The sequence below is a fragment of the Microcystis aeruginosa FD4 genome (assembly GCF_009792235.1).
Classification (GTDB): domain Bacteria; phylum Cyanobacteriota; class Cyanobacteriia; order Cyanobacteriales; family Microcystaceae; genus Microcystis; species Microcystis viridis.
Map to the genome: position 1 here is coordinate 3,763,815 of NZ_CP046973.1, position 16,470 is coordinate 3,780,284.

General features: G+C 42.2%; 21 protein-coding genes and 1 pseudogene. 13 read left to right on the top strand and 9 right to left on the bottom strand.

The window, feature by feature from the left end; genetic code table 11:
- Nucleotides 1-6: 6 nt before the first annotated feature.
- Complete coding sequence (rpaB, locus tag GQR42_RS18815; protein ID WP_199273211.1) at nt 7-735, bottom strand: response regulator transcription factor RpaB; 729 nt, start codon at nt 733-735, stop codon at nt 7-9.
- Nucleotides 736-968: 233 nt separating this feature from the next.
- On the opposite strand from rpaB, the gene radA reads away from it, so the two are divergent.
- From radA to GQR42_RS18870, 11 genes are all read left to right on the top strand, one after another.
- On the top strand, nt 969-2,495 hold the full coding sequence (radA, locus tag GQR42_RS18820; RefSeq protein WP_158201127.1) for a DNA repair protein RadA: 1,527 nt from the start codon (nt 969-971) through the stop codon (nt 2,493-2,495).
- 45 nt (nt 2,496-2,540) lie between these two features.
- Nucleotides 2,541-2,642, top strand: coding sequence for a cytochrome b6-f complex subunit PetL (gene petL / locus GQR42_RS18825; protein WP_002752397.1), 102 nt, complete (start codon nt 2,541-2,543; stop codon nt 2,640-2,642).
- Nucleotides 2,643-2,705: 63 nt separating this feature from the next.
- Complete coding sequence (locus tag GQR42_RS18830) at nt 2,706-3,176, top strand: DUF29 domain-containing protein (protein WP_158201128.1); 471 nt, start codon at nt 2,706-2,708, stop codon at nt 3,174-3,176.
- A complete protein-coding gene (locus GQR42_RS18835) occupies nt 3,173-3,628 on the top strand; it encodes a DUF29 domain-containing protein (protein WP_158201129.1) in 456 nt (151 codons plus the stop codon). The genes GQR42_RS18830 and GQR42_RS18835 overlap by 4 nt, the downstream gene beginning before the upstream one ends.
- 12 nt (nt 3,629-3,640) lie before the next feature.
- Nucleotides 3,641-4,111, top strand: coding sequence for a DUF29 domain-containing protein (locus GQR42_RS18840; protein ID WP_158201130.1), 471 nt, complete (start codon nt 3,641-3,643; stop codon nt 4,109-4,111).
- The gene (locus GQR42_RS18845) at nt 4,108-4,578 is read left to right on the top strand and encodes a DUF29 domain-containing protein (RefSeq protein ID WP_158201131.1); all 471 of its coding nucleotides are present in this window, start codon (nt 4,108-4,110) and stop codon (nt 4,576-4,578) included. Before GQR42_RS18840 ends, GQR42_RS18845 begins: the two co-directional genes overlap by 4 nt.
- Entirely contained in the window at nt 4,575-5,033 is a 459-nt protein-coding gene (locus GQR42_RS18850; RefSeq protein WP_158201132.1) for a DUF29 domain-containing protein, read from the top strand. Before GQR42_RS18845 ends, GQR42_RS18850 begins: the two co-directional genes overlap by 4 nt.
- Complete coding sequence (locus tag GQR42_RS18855) at nt 5,026-5,955, top strand: lysylphosphatidylglycerol synthase transmembrane domain-containing protein (protein ID WP_158201133.1); 930 nt, start codon at nt 5,026-5,028, stop codon at nt 5,953-5,955. Before GQR42_RS18850 ends, GQR42_RS18855 begins: the two co-directional genes overlap by 8 nt.
- 183 nt (nt 5,956-6,138) lie before the next feature.
- Nucleotides 6,139-7,011, top strand: a complete 873-nt coding sequence (locus tag GQR42_RS18860) for a Uma2 family endonuclease (RefSeq protein ID WP_158201134.1) — start codon at nt 6,139-6,141, stop codon at nt 7,009-7,011.
- 331 nt (nt 7,012-7,342) lie between these two features.
- Nucleotides 7,343-8,716, top strand: coding sequence for a 1-acyl-sn-glycerol-3-phosphate acyltransferase (locus tag GQR42_RS18865; RefSeq protein ID WP_158201135.1), 1,374 nt, complete (start codon nt 7,343-7,345; stop codon nt 8,714-8,716).
- A gap of 424 nt (nt 8,717-9,140) precedes the next feature.
- Complete coding sequence (locus GQR42_RS18870; protein WP_158201136.1) at nt 9,141-9,602, top strand: Hsp20/alpha crystallin family protein; 462 nt, start codon at nt 9,141-9,143, stop codon at nt 9,600-9,602.
- 102 nt (nt 9,603-9,704) lie between these two features.
- Here GQR42_RS18870 and GQR42_RS18875 read toward each other — a convergent pair whose 3' ends face one another.
- From GQR42_RS18875 to GQR42_RS18910, 8 genes and pseudogenes are all read right to left on the bottom strand, one after another.
- Nucleotides 9,705-10,919, bottom strand: a complete 1,215-nt coding sequence (locus GQR42_RS18875; protein WP_158201137.1) for a DUF790 family protein — start codon at nt 10,917-10,919, stop codon at nt 9,705-9,707.
- A 78-nt stretch (nt 10,920-10,997) separates the two neighbouring features.
- A complete protein-coding gene (locus GQR42_RS18880; RefSeq protein ID WP_008206324.1) occupies nt 10,998-11,342 on the bottom strand; it encodes a hypothetical protein in 345 nt (114 codons plus the stop codon).
- A gap of 197 nt (nt 11,343-11,539) precedes the next feature.
- On the bottom strand, nt 11,540-11,758 hold the full coding sequence (locus tag GQR42_RS18885; RefSeq protein ID WP_158201138.1) for a type II toxin-antitoxin system HicB family antitoxin: 219 nt from the start codon (nt 11,756-11,758) through the stop codon (nt 11,540-11,542).
- On the bottom strand, nt 11,758-12,009 hold the full coding sequence (locus GQR42_RS18890; RefSeq protein WP_158201139.1) for a type II toxin-antitoxin system HicA family toxin: 252 nt from the start codon (nt 12,007-12,009) through the stop codon (nt 11,758-11,760). Before GQR42_RS18890 ends, GQR42_RS18885 begins: the two co-directional genes overlap by 1 nt.
- 224 nt (nt 12,010-12,233) lie before the next feature.
- A complete protein-coding gene (locus GQR42_RS18895; RefSeq protein WP_158201140.1) occupies nt 12,234-12,605 on the bottom strand; it encodes a hypothetical protein in 372 nt (123 codons plus the stop codon).
- A 104-nt stretch (nt 12,606-12,709) separates the two neighbouring features.
- Nucleotides 12,710-13,438, bottom strand: coding sequence for a Uma2 family endonuclease (locus tag GQR42_RS18900; RefSeq protein WP_158201141.1), 729 nt, complete (start codon nt 13,436-13,438; stop codon nt 12,710-12,712).
- A gap of 193 nt (nt 13,439-13,631) precedes the next feature.
- Nucleotides 13,632-13,892 (bottom strand): annotated as a pseudogene (locus GQR42_RS18905) (zinc ribbon domain-containing protein); the annotation flags it as partial.
- A gap of 436 nt (nt 13,893-14,328) precedes the next feature.
- Nucleotides 14,329-14,523, bottom strand: a complete 195-nt coding sequence (locus GQR42_RS18910) for a hypothetical protein (RefSeq protein ID WP_046660872.1) — start codon at nt 14,521-14,523, stop codon at nt 14,329-14,331.
- Nucleotides 14,524-14,881: 358 nt separating this feature from the next.
- Between GQR42_RS18910 and GQR42_RS18915 the strand changes: the two genes are divergently transcribed.
- A complete protein-coding gene (locus GQR42_RS18915; RefSeq protein ID WP_158201143.1) occupies nt 14,882-15,232 on the top strand; it encodes an STAS domain-containing protein in 351 nt (116 codons plus the stop codon).
- 292 nt (nt 15,233-15,524) lie between these two features.
- The gene (locus GQR42_RS18920) at nt 15,525-16,454 is read left to right on the top strand and encodes a CoB--CoM heterodisulfide reductase iron-sulfur subunit B family protein (protein ID WP_199273212.1); all 930 of its coding nucleotides are present in this window, start codon (nt 15,525-15,527) and stop codon (nt 16,452-16,454) included.
- Nucleotides 16,455-16,470: the final 16 nt, after the last annotated feature.

Consider the following 16,470-nt stretch of genomic DNA (forward strand, 5'->3'; position numbering starts at 1 on the left):
TGAGAACTATTCCTCGTCTAGTTCTAGAATACGTTGAAAAAGATAGCCTGTACCTCTAGCGGTGAGAATTAACTCAGGATTGCTGGGATCATCCTCTAATTTGGCTCGTAAACGGGAAATATGCACATCTACCACCCGCGTATCCACATGACGTTCGGGGGTATAACCCCAAACTTCCTGAAGGATTTCCGAGCGCGAAAAAGCTTCTCCCGAGCGACTGACCAATAATTCTAGTAAACTAAATTCCATACCAGTCAGACGGATGCGTTCATCCCCCTTATAAACTTGGCGTTTATTGGTATCGATTTTAATTGAACCGATATGAATCACACCAGAACTAGGAATCCCCGGCGCGCCATTTTTCTCTACCCGACGCAACACCGAACGAATCCGCGCTTCGAGTTCTTTGGGAGAAAAAGGTTTAACCACATAGTCATCCGCGCCCAATTCTAGCCCGGTAATTCGATCGGCCACATCCCCCAAAGCCGTTAACATAATGATAGGAATATCCGATTCTTTGCGGAGTTCCTGACAGACACCGTAACCGTCTAATTTCGGCATCATCACATCCAAAACCACTAAATCGGGTTCAGCGGTTCGGAAGGTTTCTAAAGCTTCCTCCCCGTCGGCGGCGGTGACGACTTCATAACCAATCATCGACAAACGAGTCTCTAAGATACGACGGATGCTGGCTTCATCATCAACAACGAGAATTTTTTCCTTATGGTTCTCCAATTGAATTAACACTCCTTAGTTAAATAGTGTGATGAATTTTAAAGTTAAATAACGAGCGTTCCTGTTTATAGAATATCCTTTTGCCGTTATCATTAAGCCTAAATTTCCTATTTTATTTCTTTTATGGCAATTATCAATAACTTTATTGTCTTCCTTCCCCTCTATCATACTTAATTAAATTTGACAAGAGAATTGATCCCCAAACCACTTTTCTTCAACTTTTCTTAAAAAACATGGCGAAATCGCGAACAATATATATCTGTAGTGCTTGTGGGGCGGAATCTCCCCAATGGTTGGGAAAATGCCCCAGTTGTGACACCTACGGGACGCTAGAAGAACAAGTGATGGCTGGTGGCAATAATCCGGCGGTAAATCGCCCAGGATGGCAAAATAGTCGCCCAAATAACGGCAAAGGACAACGCAACCCGCAACCGCGTATCTCGGTTCGCTTCTCGGAAATTACCCAGTATGAACAGGAACGTTTTCCCTCTGGTTACGGGGAATTCGATCGCGTCCTCGGTGGTGGCATCGTCCCCGGTTCTCTTGTACTAATCGGTGGCGATCCGGGCATCGGCAAATCGACGCTTTTACTGCAAGTTACCAACCAACTCGCCCAAAGATTACCGCGCATCCTCTACGTTTCCGCCGAAGAATCGGGACAACAGATTAAACTGCGGGCTGCCCGTTTGGGGGTGGGAGTGGTTGCCGTGGAGTCGGAAAATAATGGCAATGGCAAGGAGAAAAAAGCCTCTGAATCAACCACAGAACTCGATAATCATCTCTATGTCCTGCCAGAAACCGATTTAGAGGAAATTTTGCGGGAATTAGAATCTTTACGCCCACAGGTGGCGGTAATTGACAGTATTCAAACTCTTTATTTTGGGGCGTTAACTTCCGCACCGGGATCCGTCGCCCAAGTTCGCGAATGTACCTCCGCCTTGATGCAGGTGGCAAAACGGGAGAATATTACTTTATTAATTGTCGGTCATGTGACTAAAGAAGGAGCGATCGCGGGCCCGCGAGTTTTGGAACATTTGGTCGATACGGTGTTATATTTTGAAGGCGATCGCTATGCCTCCCATCGTCTCTTAAGATCGGTGAAAAACCGTTTTGGGGCAACCCATGAGATCGGTATTTTCGAGATGGTGGATCACGGTTTGGTGGAAGTGGAAAACCCCTCGGAATTGTTTTTAGGCAATCGCGACGAATTTTCCCCCGGTACGGCGACGGTGGTAGCCTGTGAAGGTACACGCCCAATTGTGGTGGAGTTACAGGCATTAGTTAGCCCCACCAGCTACGCTTCCCCCCGAAGATCGACCACGGGCATAGAATACAACCGATTACAGCAAATTCTCGCTGTTTTAGAAAAGCGCGTCGGCATTCCTTTATCGAAATTAGATGCCTATGTTGCCTCCGCGGGAGGGTTGGGAGTGGAAGAACCGGCGGCGGATCTGGGAGTGGCGATCGCTGTTGTCGCTAGTTTTCGCGATCGAGTCGTGGATCCGCGCACAGTCTTAATCGGGGAAGTGGGATTAGGCGGACAAGTGCGCTTAGTGTCGCAAATGGAACTAAGATTAAAAGAAGCGGCGAAATTGGGCTTTAAACGGGCGATTGTCCCTAGAGGTCAAGTTTATCCCGAAGATGTGGGCTTAGAAATTGTTCCAGTCGGCAAGGTAATCGAGGCAATTGTCGCCGCAATTCCCCCCCAGCAGCGCTTTGGGGAAGATATGGAAGAGGAGGAAGGGGAAGGGCAAGAATAACGGTACAATGCTAAAAAAGATTAAATTACTTGGGAGATTTTCACCATGTCTGTGTTAGCTGTTGCTGCTTTAGCGGGTTATCTGATCGTTTTTACCGGAATTGCCCTCGGTCTCTTTTTCGGTCTGCGCTCCGCTAAAATTATCTAGTATATAAAAGCTGTAGTGATCGGTTTAACTGGTCACTATTGCCAATTCTAGGGGAAATAAAAAATGACTGTTATTCCCGACTTAAAAACTCTCTACGAAATTGATGATTCCCTCTGGTTAGAAGAAACTATAGAACTGCTCAAGGCTAAAAATTTTGAAGCGCTAGACTTAGAAAACTTAATCGAGGAGTTAGAAGATTTGGGAAACGAAAAAAAGTTTCGTGTTGCTAGTTTTTTACAGCAAATTATTCGTCATGCTTTGTTACTGCAATTTTGGACAAGGGAAAGAGAATATAATCAGGCTAATTGGCAAGCAGAGATAATAAGTTTTCAATATCAGTTACAGCGCTATTTAACCACAAATCTTCGCAAATATCTAGAACAGGAATTTGAGCAAATTTACTTTGAGTCCCTGCAATACGTTCGTCAAAAAACTGATAATAAAGTTAACTTTCCTGATATTTGTCCCTACAGTTTAGAAGAACTTCTCGATCCTAATTGGCTACCATCTGACAATCAAGGAGATAAAAAATGACTGTTATTACCGACTTAAAAATTCTCTACGAAATTGATGATTCTCTTTGGTTAGCAGAAACTATAGAACTGCTCAAGGCTAAAAACTTTGAAGCGCTAGACTTAGACAATTTAATCGAGGAGTTAGAAGACTTGGGAAACGAAAAAAAGTTTCGTGTTGCTAGTTTATTAGAGCAAATTATTAGACATTTTTTACTTCTACAGTTTTGGACAGAGGAAAGAGCATATAATCAGGATCACTGGGAGTTAGAAATAGTCAACTTTCAAATTCAGCTAAAAAGAGGCTTAACCACCAATCTCCGTAATTATTTACAAAATGAATTAACTAACATTTATGAAGATGCAGTTTTCTTTGTGCGGAAAAAGACAAAGAATAAAGTTACTTTCCCTGATACTTGTCCCTACAGTTTAGAAGAACTTCTCGATCCTAATTGGCTACCATCTTACGAATAAAGGAGATAAAAAATGACTGTTATTCCCGACTTAAAAACTCTCTACGAGATTGATGATTCCCTCTGGTTAGAAGCAACTATCGAACTCTTGAAGAATAAAAGATTTGACACTTTAGATTTAGAGAATTTAATCGAGGAGTTAGAAGATTTGGGAAACGAGAAAAAGTTTCGTGTTGCTAGTTTTTTACAGCAAATTATTCGTCATGCTTTGTTACTGCAATTTTGGGCAAGCGAAAGAGAATATAATCAAGGTCATTGGGAGTCAGAACTGGTAAATTTTCAAGATCAATTAAATACCTACCTAACGGCAAGTTTACGGAAATATTTAGAACAAGAATTTGATAATATTTATCAGAAAGCAATCCGTTATGTGACAAAAAAGACCAACAATCAAGTCAACTTTCCCAATACTTGTCCCTACAGTTTAGAAGAACTTCTCGATCCTAATTGGCTACCATCTGACAATCAAGGAGATAAAAAATGACTGTTATTCCCGACTTAAAAACTCTCTACGAAATTGATGATTCTCTCTGGTTAGCAGAAACCATAGAACTGCTCAAGGCTAAAAATTTTGAAGCGTTAGACTTAGAAAACTTAATCGAGGAGTTAGAAGATTTGGCAAACGAGAAAAAGTTTCGTGTTGCTAGTTTTTTACAGCAAATTATTAGACATTGTTTATTATTACAATTTTGGACAAGGGAAAGAGAATATAACCAAGCTCATTGGCAAGCAGAGATAGTGAGTTTTAAAGATAAACTAAAACGTTATTTAACCACAAATCTTCGTAAATATCTGGAGCAAGAGTTTGATAATATCTATGAAGATGCAGTGCGATACGTTCGTCAAAAAACTGATAATCAAGTTAACTTTCCCGATACTTGTCCCTACAGTTTAGAAGAACTTCTCGATCCTAATTGGCTACCATCTTATCATCAAGGAGATAAAAAATGACTGTTATTCCCGACTTAAAAACTCTCTACGAAATTGATGATTCCCTCTGGTTAGCAGAAACCATAGAACTGCTCAAGGCTAAAAATTTTGACGCTTTAGATTTAGAAAACTTAATCGAGGAGTTAGAAGATTTGGGAAACGAAAAAAAGTTTCGGGTTGCTAGTTTGCTAGAGCAAATTATTAGACATTGTTTACTCCTACAATTTTGGCAAGATGAAAGAACATATAATCCTAGTCATTGGCGCTCAGAAATTGTCAATTTCCAAAACCAGATCGACAATTATTTAACTACTAATCTCCGCAATTATCTCACTCAAGAATTACCTCGTATTTACCAGAAAGCCTTAAATTATGTTAGAGAAAAAACCGATAATCAAGTTAGTTTTCCTGGGGAATGTCCCTACAGTTTAGAAAATCTGTTCGCTCTCGACTGGTTTCCTCCAGAAAATGAATAAAGGAAAAAATGAAATGCTGAAAAAGTTTCTACGTTGGCTGATTATTGGGGGAACCTTATTTTTTGTTCTCAGCAATCTTAAAAATAACTGGGATAACGTCACCTCAGTTAGAATTGAAAATCATGGCTGGTTATTTCTTTTCTTGGCACTTGTCACCACCATTATCGCTCAAATTTGGGCAGGGTGGGTGTGGACATGGATACTCAAAAGCTATCAACAACCGATTAAAACCTCCGCGGGAATTGGCATCTATATGATTACCAATTTAGGAAAATATCTACCCGGTAATATCGGCCACTTTTATGCTCGCATTGTGGCAATTAATAAAGCAGGAAGTGATTGGGGAACCGCTAGTTTAAGCGTTTTATTAGAACTTTTATTGCTGGTGTGTGCAGCCTTAGCCATAGCAGTTATTGGTAGTGGTTTAGGTTGGATGAAATCTAGCTCAAGTCTAGGGATACAGATCATAGTTTTAGGATTAATTTTAATCAGCATTCATCCCAAATTTTTAAATTATCCTCTCAAAATCCTTAGCCAAAAGAAAAAGATTGCTCAGGAACCTGTTTATCTAACTAAATATCCTCTCGTCCCTCTCTTGGGTGAAACTGGATTTTTATTGTGGCGCGGTGCGGGTTTTATTTTAGCTTGGATGGTGTTAAAAATGATTACCCCCGCTCAGATTTTACCCCTCTTAGGAACCTTTAGTTTTGCTTGGTTATTGGGTTTAGTTGTCCCCGGTGCGCCGGGAGGATTAGGGGTGTTTGAAGCTACAGTGATCGCACTTTTAGACTCAGAAAAATTTCCCGCCGCTAACGTACTTGTCACCGTTGCTATCTATCGTTTAATTAGCATTCTCTCTGAAGTCATTGCCGCTGGAATCGGGACAAAATTAGTTAAAGATAAAGCCAAGTTTTTTGGTTAGCTTAAGGATATTATTCGGGTGTGTTTGACCAATGTAACGCACCAGGAAGAAAAGTTTTGATCATTGTTAAGCGAAGATAATTTTCTCAACTGCTAAAATCTATCTCCTCACTCCTAAATTATGATGTAACATGATAAATAATCAGCCAAAATATGGATACTCCCACCTAGAGAGGACGAAAAAATGACGATTGCCAAAAGCGACGAAACTGCCACCTCTCCGGCACTGATAGAAGAAGATTTCGAGGACTTCTGGGAACCCCCCCCACCCCCCACAGACTTAATTTTTGATGATGGTGAACCCTTGGAAAGCAACCGACACCGCATTGCCATGAATGTGCTGATTCGCTCCCTACAGCAGGGTTACGGCGAACGAGACGACTTCTACACCGGTGGCAATATGTTTATTTATTTCAGCCGCGAACAGGCGAAAAATCGCGATTTTCGCGGGCCCGATTTCTTCGCTGTCCTCAATGTCGATGGCAAGAGAGAGCGACAGGGTTGGGTAATTTGGGAAGAAGAGGGACGTTATCCTGACGTTATCGTGGAATTAACCTCTCCTAGTACCGCTAGGACTGATAAAGTGCGAAAAAAAGCCATTTATGAGGGAACCTTCCGCACGCCAGATTATTTCATCTACGATCCTTTTGATGGCAATTCTTTACAAGGATGGCATTTAGGAGCCGACCAACGCTACCATTCTTTAGAACGAAACGAGCGCGGCTGGTTATGGTGCGAAACCTTGGGCTATTGGTTGGGAACTTGGCAGGGTACTATTGACCGAGAAACGGCAATCTGGGCGAGATTTTATGACCCGGAAGGCAATTTAATCCCCTTGCCGGAAGAAGCGGCACAGGAGCAAGCGGCTGCGGCACAGGAGCAAGCGGCTGCGGCACAGGAGCAAGCGGCTGCGGCACAGGAGCAAGCGGCTGCGGCACAGGAGCAAGCGGCTGCGGCACAGGAGCAATTAAATGCTACTCAGCAAGCTCTGGAAGCGGAAAGACAGCGTTCTCAACGTCTGGAAGCTCGTTTGCGAGAAATGGGGATAGAGCTATAGTATAGCTGTATTTGTTTAGGTGAGGAGGTAAGCTATTTGTGTTCCTCCTCGATTAAAGTCGGTTAATTTCTCCTTTCACGGTTGAGGGAGCCTGTAATCCCAGTCTATTTGAAATCTAGCTCGACACCTGTTTGCTGCTGTGATTACCTTTTAGCCAGTGGGTAATTATTGATCAGAGTTTTCTTTTATTCTTCCCTTCTTAAGTACCTAAGCAAAATTAATTACACATCTAAGAGCAGTAAACAATAAACAGTAAACTCAAATCTGATAACTGATAACTGATAACTGATAACTGTCTCAACTAGGAAATTTATTTGGCACGACTACTTATATGTCTCATCTATCTTTGGGCGCACAACCTCCTCTAGAATTTATACCACCTGACCTTAATCCCTTGCTTTTAAAGGGATGTCAAATCTTTTTACCTCTCTGGTTACAAACTCAAACCAACTTAAGAGAAATTTCCGCCGCTAATCTAGAAACTTTAATCACATTTTATCAAAAAAGTCAAGAGAAAAAAGTACGTTTACTGCTTGCTTTCCGTCATCCCAGTATTAGGGATCCCTACTGTATGGCCTATCTTTTGTGGAAATTAGTACCCAAAAAAGCCCAAGAGTTAGGAATAAAATTACCAGCACCGATTCACGCTCATTTTATGTACGATCGAGGGATTCCTTTATGGGCTGGAGAAAGGGTAGGATGGTTATATTCTAAGTTAGGTGGCACACCAATTCAACGGGGAAAAGCCGATTTAATCGGATTGCGATCTGCTCGTCGTTTATTATTAGAAGGAGATTATCCTTTAGCCGCTGCTCCGGAAGGGGCAACTAACGGACATAATGAGCTTGTCAGTGCGATTGAACCGGGTATTTCTCAATTAGCTTTTTGGGGGGTGGATGATGTCAAAAAAGCTAAACAACAGCAAGAAGTCATTATTTTACCTATTGGTATTCAGTATTTTTATCTGACTCCAGTGTGGCAAGAAATCGAGCGAATTTTAACTGATTTAGAAACCGATAGCGGTTTAGAACCCCCCCCGAATTCGTCCCTAGAAGAAAAGGTTTTATATGATCGTCTTTTTCGGTTAGGAGAAAGATTATTATCCTTAATGGAGGATTTTTATCGAGATTTCTACTATCAATCTTTGCCGGTAGTACCTGCCAATGGTGATGATCCAAATGAAACCCTAGCCAAACGTTTAGCCAATTTATTAGATGTGGCCCTACAAACCGCAGAAAATTATTTTAATCTTTCTCCTTATGGTAATGTAATCGATCGCTGTCGTCGTTTAGAACAAGCAGGATGGGAACGCATTTATCGGGAAGAATTAAAACCCACTCATTCTATTTCTCCCCTTGAATTAGGATTAGCTGATCGCCTTGCTGATGAAGCTAATTTAAAAATGTGGCACATGAGAATTGTGGAAAGTTTCGTCTCAGTAACCGGTTATTATGTCAAAGAAAAACCCACCGTAGAAAGATTTGCTGAGACAATTTTATTACTCTGGGATTTAGTAACAAGAATCAAGGGAGGTAATCCCTTTTTTCGTCCCCAAATTGGTCAACAAAAAGCGATAATAACTATTGGCGAATCTATTTCCGTATCCGAGCGCTATGGCGATTATAAAAGCGATCGACGCTCGGCCGTAGCACAATTAACCCAAGATTTACAAACCAGTTTAGAAAGTTTAATTATTCATCAGTAGATAATTAGGTTGTGCTGAACAAGTTTGTCGGTGGAGTCAGTTATCAGTTATCAGTTATCAGTTATCAGTTCACTGAGAAAACCCCCCACTTCCCCCCGCAACGGTTCGACAGGCTCACCGTCCGCTCGACTAAACTTCGCCGAACGTCCGAACGTCGCGCACGAAGTGGTCTTCTCACTTCCCACTCCCCAATTCATAATTTATAATTCCCAATTCATAATTTATAATTCATAATTCATAATTTATAATTCCCACTTTCCTGGGAAAAACCTTTTCACCTAGCTCTAGTATAGGAGATAGTACGGGAATCTGGAAAAACTCAATACCGAAAACCCTACCCCGGTCAGAGAATCTTTTATCTATCCTAAAAGTGTAGAGATAAACCAACATCTCTAGCCTTAAGAAAACTTCGGAGGTGACTTATATGGCACTTATACGTTGGGAACCTTTCAGAGAAGTAGAAAGCCTACAGAAAGAAATGAATCGCTTGTTTGACCGTCTTGTGCCGACTGATGTAGGCAATGGCGAAAAAATGGGGTTATCCTTCATCCCAGCGGCGGAAATAACCGAAACGCCAGAGGCAGTTCAGCTTAAACTGGAAATACCTGGTATGGAAGCCAAAGACCTCAACGTGGAAGTAACAGCCGATAGTCTGACCATTAATGGTGAAAGAAAATCGGAAATTAAAACCGAAGAAGAAGGATTTACCCGCACTGAATTCCGTTATGGTAAATTCCATCGGGTTATTCCTCTACCTGTTCGGGTTGATAACACTAACGTGACTGCTGAATACAAAGATGGCATTCTCAACCTCACCCTCCCGAAAGCGGAAGAAGAAAAAAATAAAGTGGTGAAAGTGTCCATCAATCCTGCCATTGCTCAATGATGTAACTCTCATTGTCTGGTCTTGAGCGAAAGAGTTGACCTAGTCTGATTAAACCGAAGCGGGAGTATTAAATTATACTTCCGCTTTTAGCTTCTTAACCTTTTAATTTAAAACTTCTAACACTGCTTGGGGTGATAATTTATCTTTAAACCAGATAACCTGAGCGGGTAGATTTTGAAATTTAACTCCAGCTTTTTCTAGATTTAACCGTTCCGATACGGCTAAGATTAGATTATTTGCTTGGGCCGATTTAACCTGTAAAAATTTCTTTTGTAGGTATTCTGGTCGCCAATAACCAACAATTTCGAGGAGAAAAACGCGACCATCGGGATGCAATAAACGGAAATCGGGAATCATCACTCCTCCGGGTAAAGGCACTAAATCCACTTCCCTTTCTAGTTGCCATTCAGTTTTTAACTGTAACCAACGTTTAGCGAAAGATTCCTCTAACATACTATCGTAGGGTTTACCCGGGGAATAGTGGGACACCAGACCACAGTTATCCTCTAAATTAAACTGTTGTTTTTTAATAGTTCCTGTATAGGAATCTTTGTACTGTAATTGTGCCTTCAGATTCCAGTGAGTAACATGGAGTAGGGCCGGTATTAATTTAGCGATTTCAATGCCATAACGACTGTTAGCTTTAAATAAACTGGTGGGACCATCGATAGTAATAGTAAATCCCGTGTCGGCATCCCCTTCGATATAAGTCATTAAACGAAATAGTTTTAGATAGCGAAAGAGATATTTATATTCCCCTGGATCGTTGCGGTGGACGTTGATAATTAAATAATTGGCCCGATAAAAAATACCTTGAATTTGCGAGAGGTTAAAACGATGAATTAAGTTTTCAGGGGTGGGAGCATCAAATTGAGTGAGAATTTTATTCTCTGCTAAATCAGCATAGAGTCCTTTTTCTAGAGCCACTGGAAAAATTTCTTGATTTAATTCTTGGCTGAGTTGCTGGGCAATTTTCTCCAGAATTAGCGATCGATTTTGGGGAATAGGAACAAAGTTGGCCGCTTGTTCAAAAACTCTTTTTCTTAATTCCTGCGGTTCTAAGGGACTAATAATCTCAAAGGTGGCAAAATGATTGGTTAATAGGTGAGCAAATCCCCGTTTAATTTTATAATCGGGACTGTCTCCCTCCAAGATTAGGAGTTTTTGGCTTAATTCTCCCTTGGTTTCACCGATACTTTCCTGAAAACAGGTGATTTGTTCTTTAGCGATCGCCAGATAATCGGTCGCGATCGGTAAGCGTTTGGGAATAATTGTCTCGCCATTTTGACGGGAAATCAATAAATCGGTCGGTAACATGGCAAGCTAGAGAAGAATAATCAGATGGGGAGAGGTGGGACGACAAGGAAAGGTCGAAACCCCAAAAATCCCCCGATTCTAACTATTTTGGTCGAGATAACGCTCTAAATCTTCGATCACACGGGTTAATTCTGCTTCTGTGGTTAAGCGTAGGCGATCATCACGAACCGTTAACAAAACTTTAGCCGAAAAAGGACTCGGATAAATATTGGGATTACAAAACACTTCCAGAAACACATCACCAGTGTGCTGATATTCCAGCGGTTTTTGGGGTTGGGGTTTACCCCCACTAGCGGCATTACTGGCGATCGCTTTTAGGCGATCAAGTAAAATGTTAATTTCCCTTTGCAAATCCAAGGCAGCACTGGGACTGAAACGAAAAGTAACGGAACCTTGCAAGAGATTAAGAGTTAAAGGAATCATGGAAAAAATCAGGTTAGGAGAAAGCCTGAAGTTAATTATATTGATTTCTGGAGATTTGGGGAAACTGGGTGAAGTTACCTTGAATGTCGGATTGAAGGAACCCTTTTGTTTTACCCATGAGATGAAAATCCGACCAATATGGGACAGCGAGGCACAGCAAGAGCGGCGTACTGCTACGCAGTGCCTTCGGCATCGCACTAATGAGAAGATAAGGAATAGGTGGGTTGATTAGGAATTTTATTGAGGGTTTGACAATCCATTAAATATTGTTCAATGGCGGTTTTAAAAGCCTGTTCTAGTTCATCAACGGAAAGACCATCAAAAACAATAATATCTTCTGTGTTGATGACGCGACCAAAAAATAAGCGATCGCTTTCATCGTATTCAATCACAGCTTCATAGTCTTTGTATCGCATTAATCTACTCCTGCTTTAATTAGAAATTCACGAAGAGCTTTAATTTGGTATCTTTTTAGTTCTTTTTGGGGGTGAGGGGAATGAATGTTAAGGGAAATTTTGTTTAGGTCAAATCGAACTCTTGAGCCATCGCCTTGAGTAATTATACCTCCCAATGACTGAATTAAATTAACGACATCATCCCAAACGATGTTACGGCGGATGGGATCAACAAAAATAGCATCATAGGTTTTTCGCTGTTTTTTGTTCATTCGCTAATTATAGCTTGATTACTAACTTAAGATTTTAACAATAAAAATGATCGTCTCTTCTTTACTCTAAATCAAAACAGCGATCGCTCTATTGCCCTTTACATCCGTCCTCATGATTTAACCAAAAAAGGGGCTTTTAACCCCTCTTAAAAATTGCGTTATAAGAGCGGCGTACTGCTACGCAGTGCCTTCGGCATCGCACTAAACCAAATCAGCGATCGCTCTCACTTCGATTGTGAAGCCGTTCCAAACTTTGATAACCTCCAATTTTTTCTGGTTTCAGATAAATTTGCCGTCACGACATCGGCTGAGATTTGAGCTTGTTCGATGGTTTCCGCTAACAACTCTAGGATAGCAGAAGGAGCGATTGGATAGTATTCAGAGATTCTTAGGGTTAAAGTATGAAGACGAGAGTAAGGATTTCTTAATCTTTCCAGACAATTCTCAATTTGTTCTAACTCTGGTAGTGTCTCCTCTGTTTCACCATGACGCTCGAAAAGACTAAATTCGGTGTTTTTCGTTTCGGCAATCAGTTCTATGAGCCGTCGTTGTAAGCTAAAAATAGTGGTTAATACTTCAGGAGACAGTTTAGCCAAAAATCCAAAACTCCCTTCATTCGCTTGACTGTTTCTTATCGTACTGTATCATCTACAAAATTATCCTCGGGTCAATTTAAAGAATACAAAAACTGTCAGAACAATTATCCCTGCCCTTCCCCCATGATTCCTGCTTGCCGTAATAATTCCAGGAGCCGTTCATTTTCCTGTTCCGCTAAATTGGCCCGTTGCCGTTCTGCCTCTGCGGTTTGCTCTGCTAAATTAGCTCTTTGCCGTTCTGTCTCTGCGGTTTGCTCTGCTAAACTAGCCCGTTCGGATAACTCTAGGGTTGTTAAAAAACGATTACCCTGGGGAGTATAAATTTCTAACTGCTCCTGGTTTAACACAAAACGGATGTCTAACCGGGGACTAACCCAATCCGTCGCCATTTCGATCACTTCCAACTTGTTGGCCCTGCGCTGATACCCAGCAAAATCCACCCGTTCAGGGTCATAAATATAGTATTCCTCTACCCCATATTGTTCATAAAACCCTAACTTTTTGGCCATTTCCTTGAGGGTATTTCCAGGCGACAAAATCTCGAACACCACCTGGGGTGCAATATTTCCCTCCTGCCACTGACGATAGGAGCCGCGCTCGCCTTTAGGCCGTCCAAAGACCACCATCACATCGGGAGCGACGCGAACATCTGGACGACCTTCGACGGGATACCACAGTAAATCCCCCGCCACAAACACATCGGGAGCATCTCGAAATACACAATCAAGATTTTCCTTAATCAAGACAATCCAGCGAAATTGCCAGGTATTATCGGCCATCGGTTGTCCATCACTGTCAGGATAAATAACGGCTCGGTTTAGGGCTACGGTCATGGGTAGTGGCTCCCAACGCTCAAAGGTTATTTTAAAAGGGGGTTAGTCGGGGAAAGATTACTGTCGGTTAGCGAAAGCTCGTCCATTGGCAAAACTAGAGTTGTTTGCTCCCCCGTCTTCCAACTTTGGGGTGGGAACATTTAATTCGGGTTGACATCCTCACCGTCCGTTTACGGACGGTGATTCCCAAACCTCACGATTTAGGTTTCTGCTTCTTTCCCTTGCGGGGTTCCGCACCTGCCTTAACAGATTTACTCTGTTCTGGTCTTATGGTCGCGAACCGGACTGACACCGCAAGTCCTGCGGCCAAAATATTTTTACTGGCGTTAATATCTCGGTCATGGTGCGTCCCACAGTCTGGACAATCCCATTCTCGAATATTTAACGGCATTTTCTCAGCAATATACCCGGTGCGCCGCAATAGCGACTCTTGTTCGGGTGTGGGGTAAAATCGGTAAGAATAGGCTTTTTCCATATTCCACATTCTGGCATATATCGTGTAAACGATGCTCATATTTAAGCGATCGCCAGCTGAATGAGAGTTGATCTCAATAATTTGGTATCAGAGCTATCAGATTTTTAGGGCTAATTGTGCATCTGCTGGGCAAACAAATTAGCCTGTAATTCAGAGCCGGCAATCGTTTTGACGATTTAGATAAAATTTTCAATGTGACACTTTAGGGTGCGGAATGTGGGTTTTAGGACTATTTTGTCGAAGAAACTATCAGTATAGACCTCGTTTCCACACAGAAACCAGAAGAGCCCGCATCGGAAATCAATTCGGCGATCTCCCTAGACCCGATCTATGATAGTCCTAGTCTCCGCGATTAGATTGCAACAGCCCCGATCGCCCGGTGTAAATCTATATAATCGAAAATATCCCTATCAAATTACCGACGCGGAACGAGATTAATCCGGCCTTCGTCCATTTCGTCCATGAGTAACTCGAGGGCCTCGTAATCCACATCAGAAACGTAGCCAAGACGAGCGAGGAGTTCATTAATTCCGTTTTCGATTTCTGGCGTGATCTGACGATAATATAGGGCTTTTTCCACTAATTGGCGGATAGTCGGCTGGGTATCCACAATTTCCTTACTCTAGCTCAATAAATCTAGTTTCTGTATCCTGCTTTACTTTATTTTAGCAAAAATACCGGTAGAATACTGGGTCATCATCAGTCATTCGGGATTAGAGCTTAAAACCTAACGACTTTCCCTTGATGTTTACCCTAGTCAGTCCTGATCACTGTTTCTCTTTATTGCCCGTATTAAAGGTTAACCTAAAAGTGGTTACTTCCTACAGGGTAAAAATTAAAAAAAGATTAATCTTTTCAGGAGAGAGAAAATTGATCAAGACCAAGGTGGCAAAATCAGAAAGTTAGGACATAATAGCGGTATCTGATTTCCAGTTAAAAGGTTCATTTATGAATTTCAAAGCCCAGCCATGAAAAGTCCTGTAAAAGTCCCAGAAATTGCTCTATTTGAGCCAAGTAGCTATATTACCGCCGCTAACGTCCTAGAATTTCAAGAGCAGCTCACCAATCTGGTTAACCAGAGTGGCTCTTTCACCTTTCTGGTGGATATGAGTAGGGTGGAATTCCTCGACAGCGCTGGATTAATGGCTTTAGTTACCGCCTTTCGTCTGGCTCAAAGTCAAGAAAAATCCTTCAATATCTGTTCTATTCCACCTTCAGTCAAGATTATCTTTGAATTAACCCAACTAGACCGGGTTCTCTCGATTTTCCCTAGCCGTGCTGACTTTGATGCTGTCATCACCCTCCCCCAAGCGGCGTAAGCAGACAAAATAGGGTTTCTCGCCGCAATTTCTCGGCTGCACTCTCAATTCTACCCGTAAATCACCTCTTGACCGGGTAGATTCCCATTGGTACAACCGACTCCTCATGACAACAATTTTTCTCAAGGAGAGCCATTGTACTGTTGAGATGGCTCTCCTCCTTTTGGGATATTATTTCTAGGGACAAACTACCGTACACTTGTTCAGGGCAGCCCACAAAAGACTGTCTGTTAAGAAATTCGATGACTTTAGTGATGACAGGGGGGAAGGGGGGCAAGATGGTAGATAGGCAATGAGTAGTAATTTCCTAGAATCCATGACAGTCAAAAATCTCCAGTATGCTTATTTTCCCGGTTGTGTCGCTCAAGGTGCCTGTCGGGAACTATATTTATCCACGGCAGCCCTGACGGAAGCTTTGGGGATTAATTTAGTCGAACTTAAAAAAGCTGCCTGTTGTGGTTCGGGAACCTATAAGGAAGATTCGCAACTCTTGGAAGATGCCGTCAATGCGCGCAATATTGCCCTAGCGGAAGCCCTCAATTTACCCCTGTTGACTCACTGTAGCACCTGTCAAGGGGTGATCGGTCATGTGGACGAGCGCTTGAAGGAAGCAAAGCATAATAATCCCAATTATGTTGAGGAAGTTAATAATTATTTACAGAAAGAACATTGTTCCCCCTACCAAGGTACGACGACGGTTAAACACCTACTCTGGGCAATTGTCGGCGATTATGGCTTAGATAATCTGGCGGCCAAGGTGGTTCGTCCCTTATCAGGGTTAAATTGTGCCAGTTTTTATGGTTGTTATCTCCTGCGGGCCCAGGATACTCTCCCCTACGATAATCCCTTTCAGCCGGAATCTCTAGAAAATGTCTTTCGAGCGGTGGGGGCGAATCCGATTTATTATCAAGGACGCACTCAATGCTGTGGTTGGCCTCTGTCCAGTTATGCCACCACCCAATCCTTCCAAATGGCAGGAAAACACATTTTAGAGGCGATGGCAGCGGGGGCCGATTGTTTAGTCACCCCTTGTCCTTTATGCCATCTTAATCTTGATTCCCGACAACCGGAAGTGGCAAAAGTGATCGGTCGAAGTTTAGGTTTACCCGTGTTACATTTTTCCCAATTGGTCGCTTTAGCGGTGGGAGTCGGTCCCGATCGTTTAGGATTAGATCGACACATCGTTTCAACGAAATCCCTGTTAAAGAAATTGGGGTTTTAGAACTCAATCAGGAGTG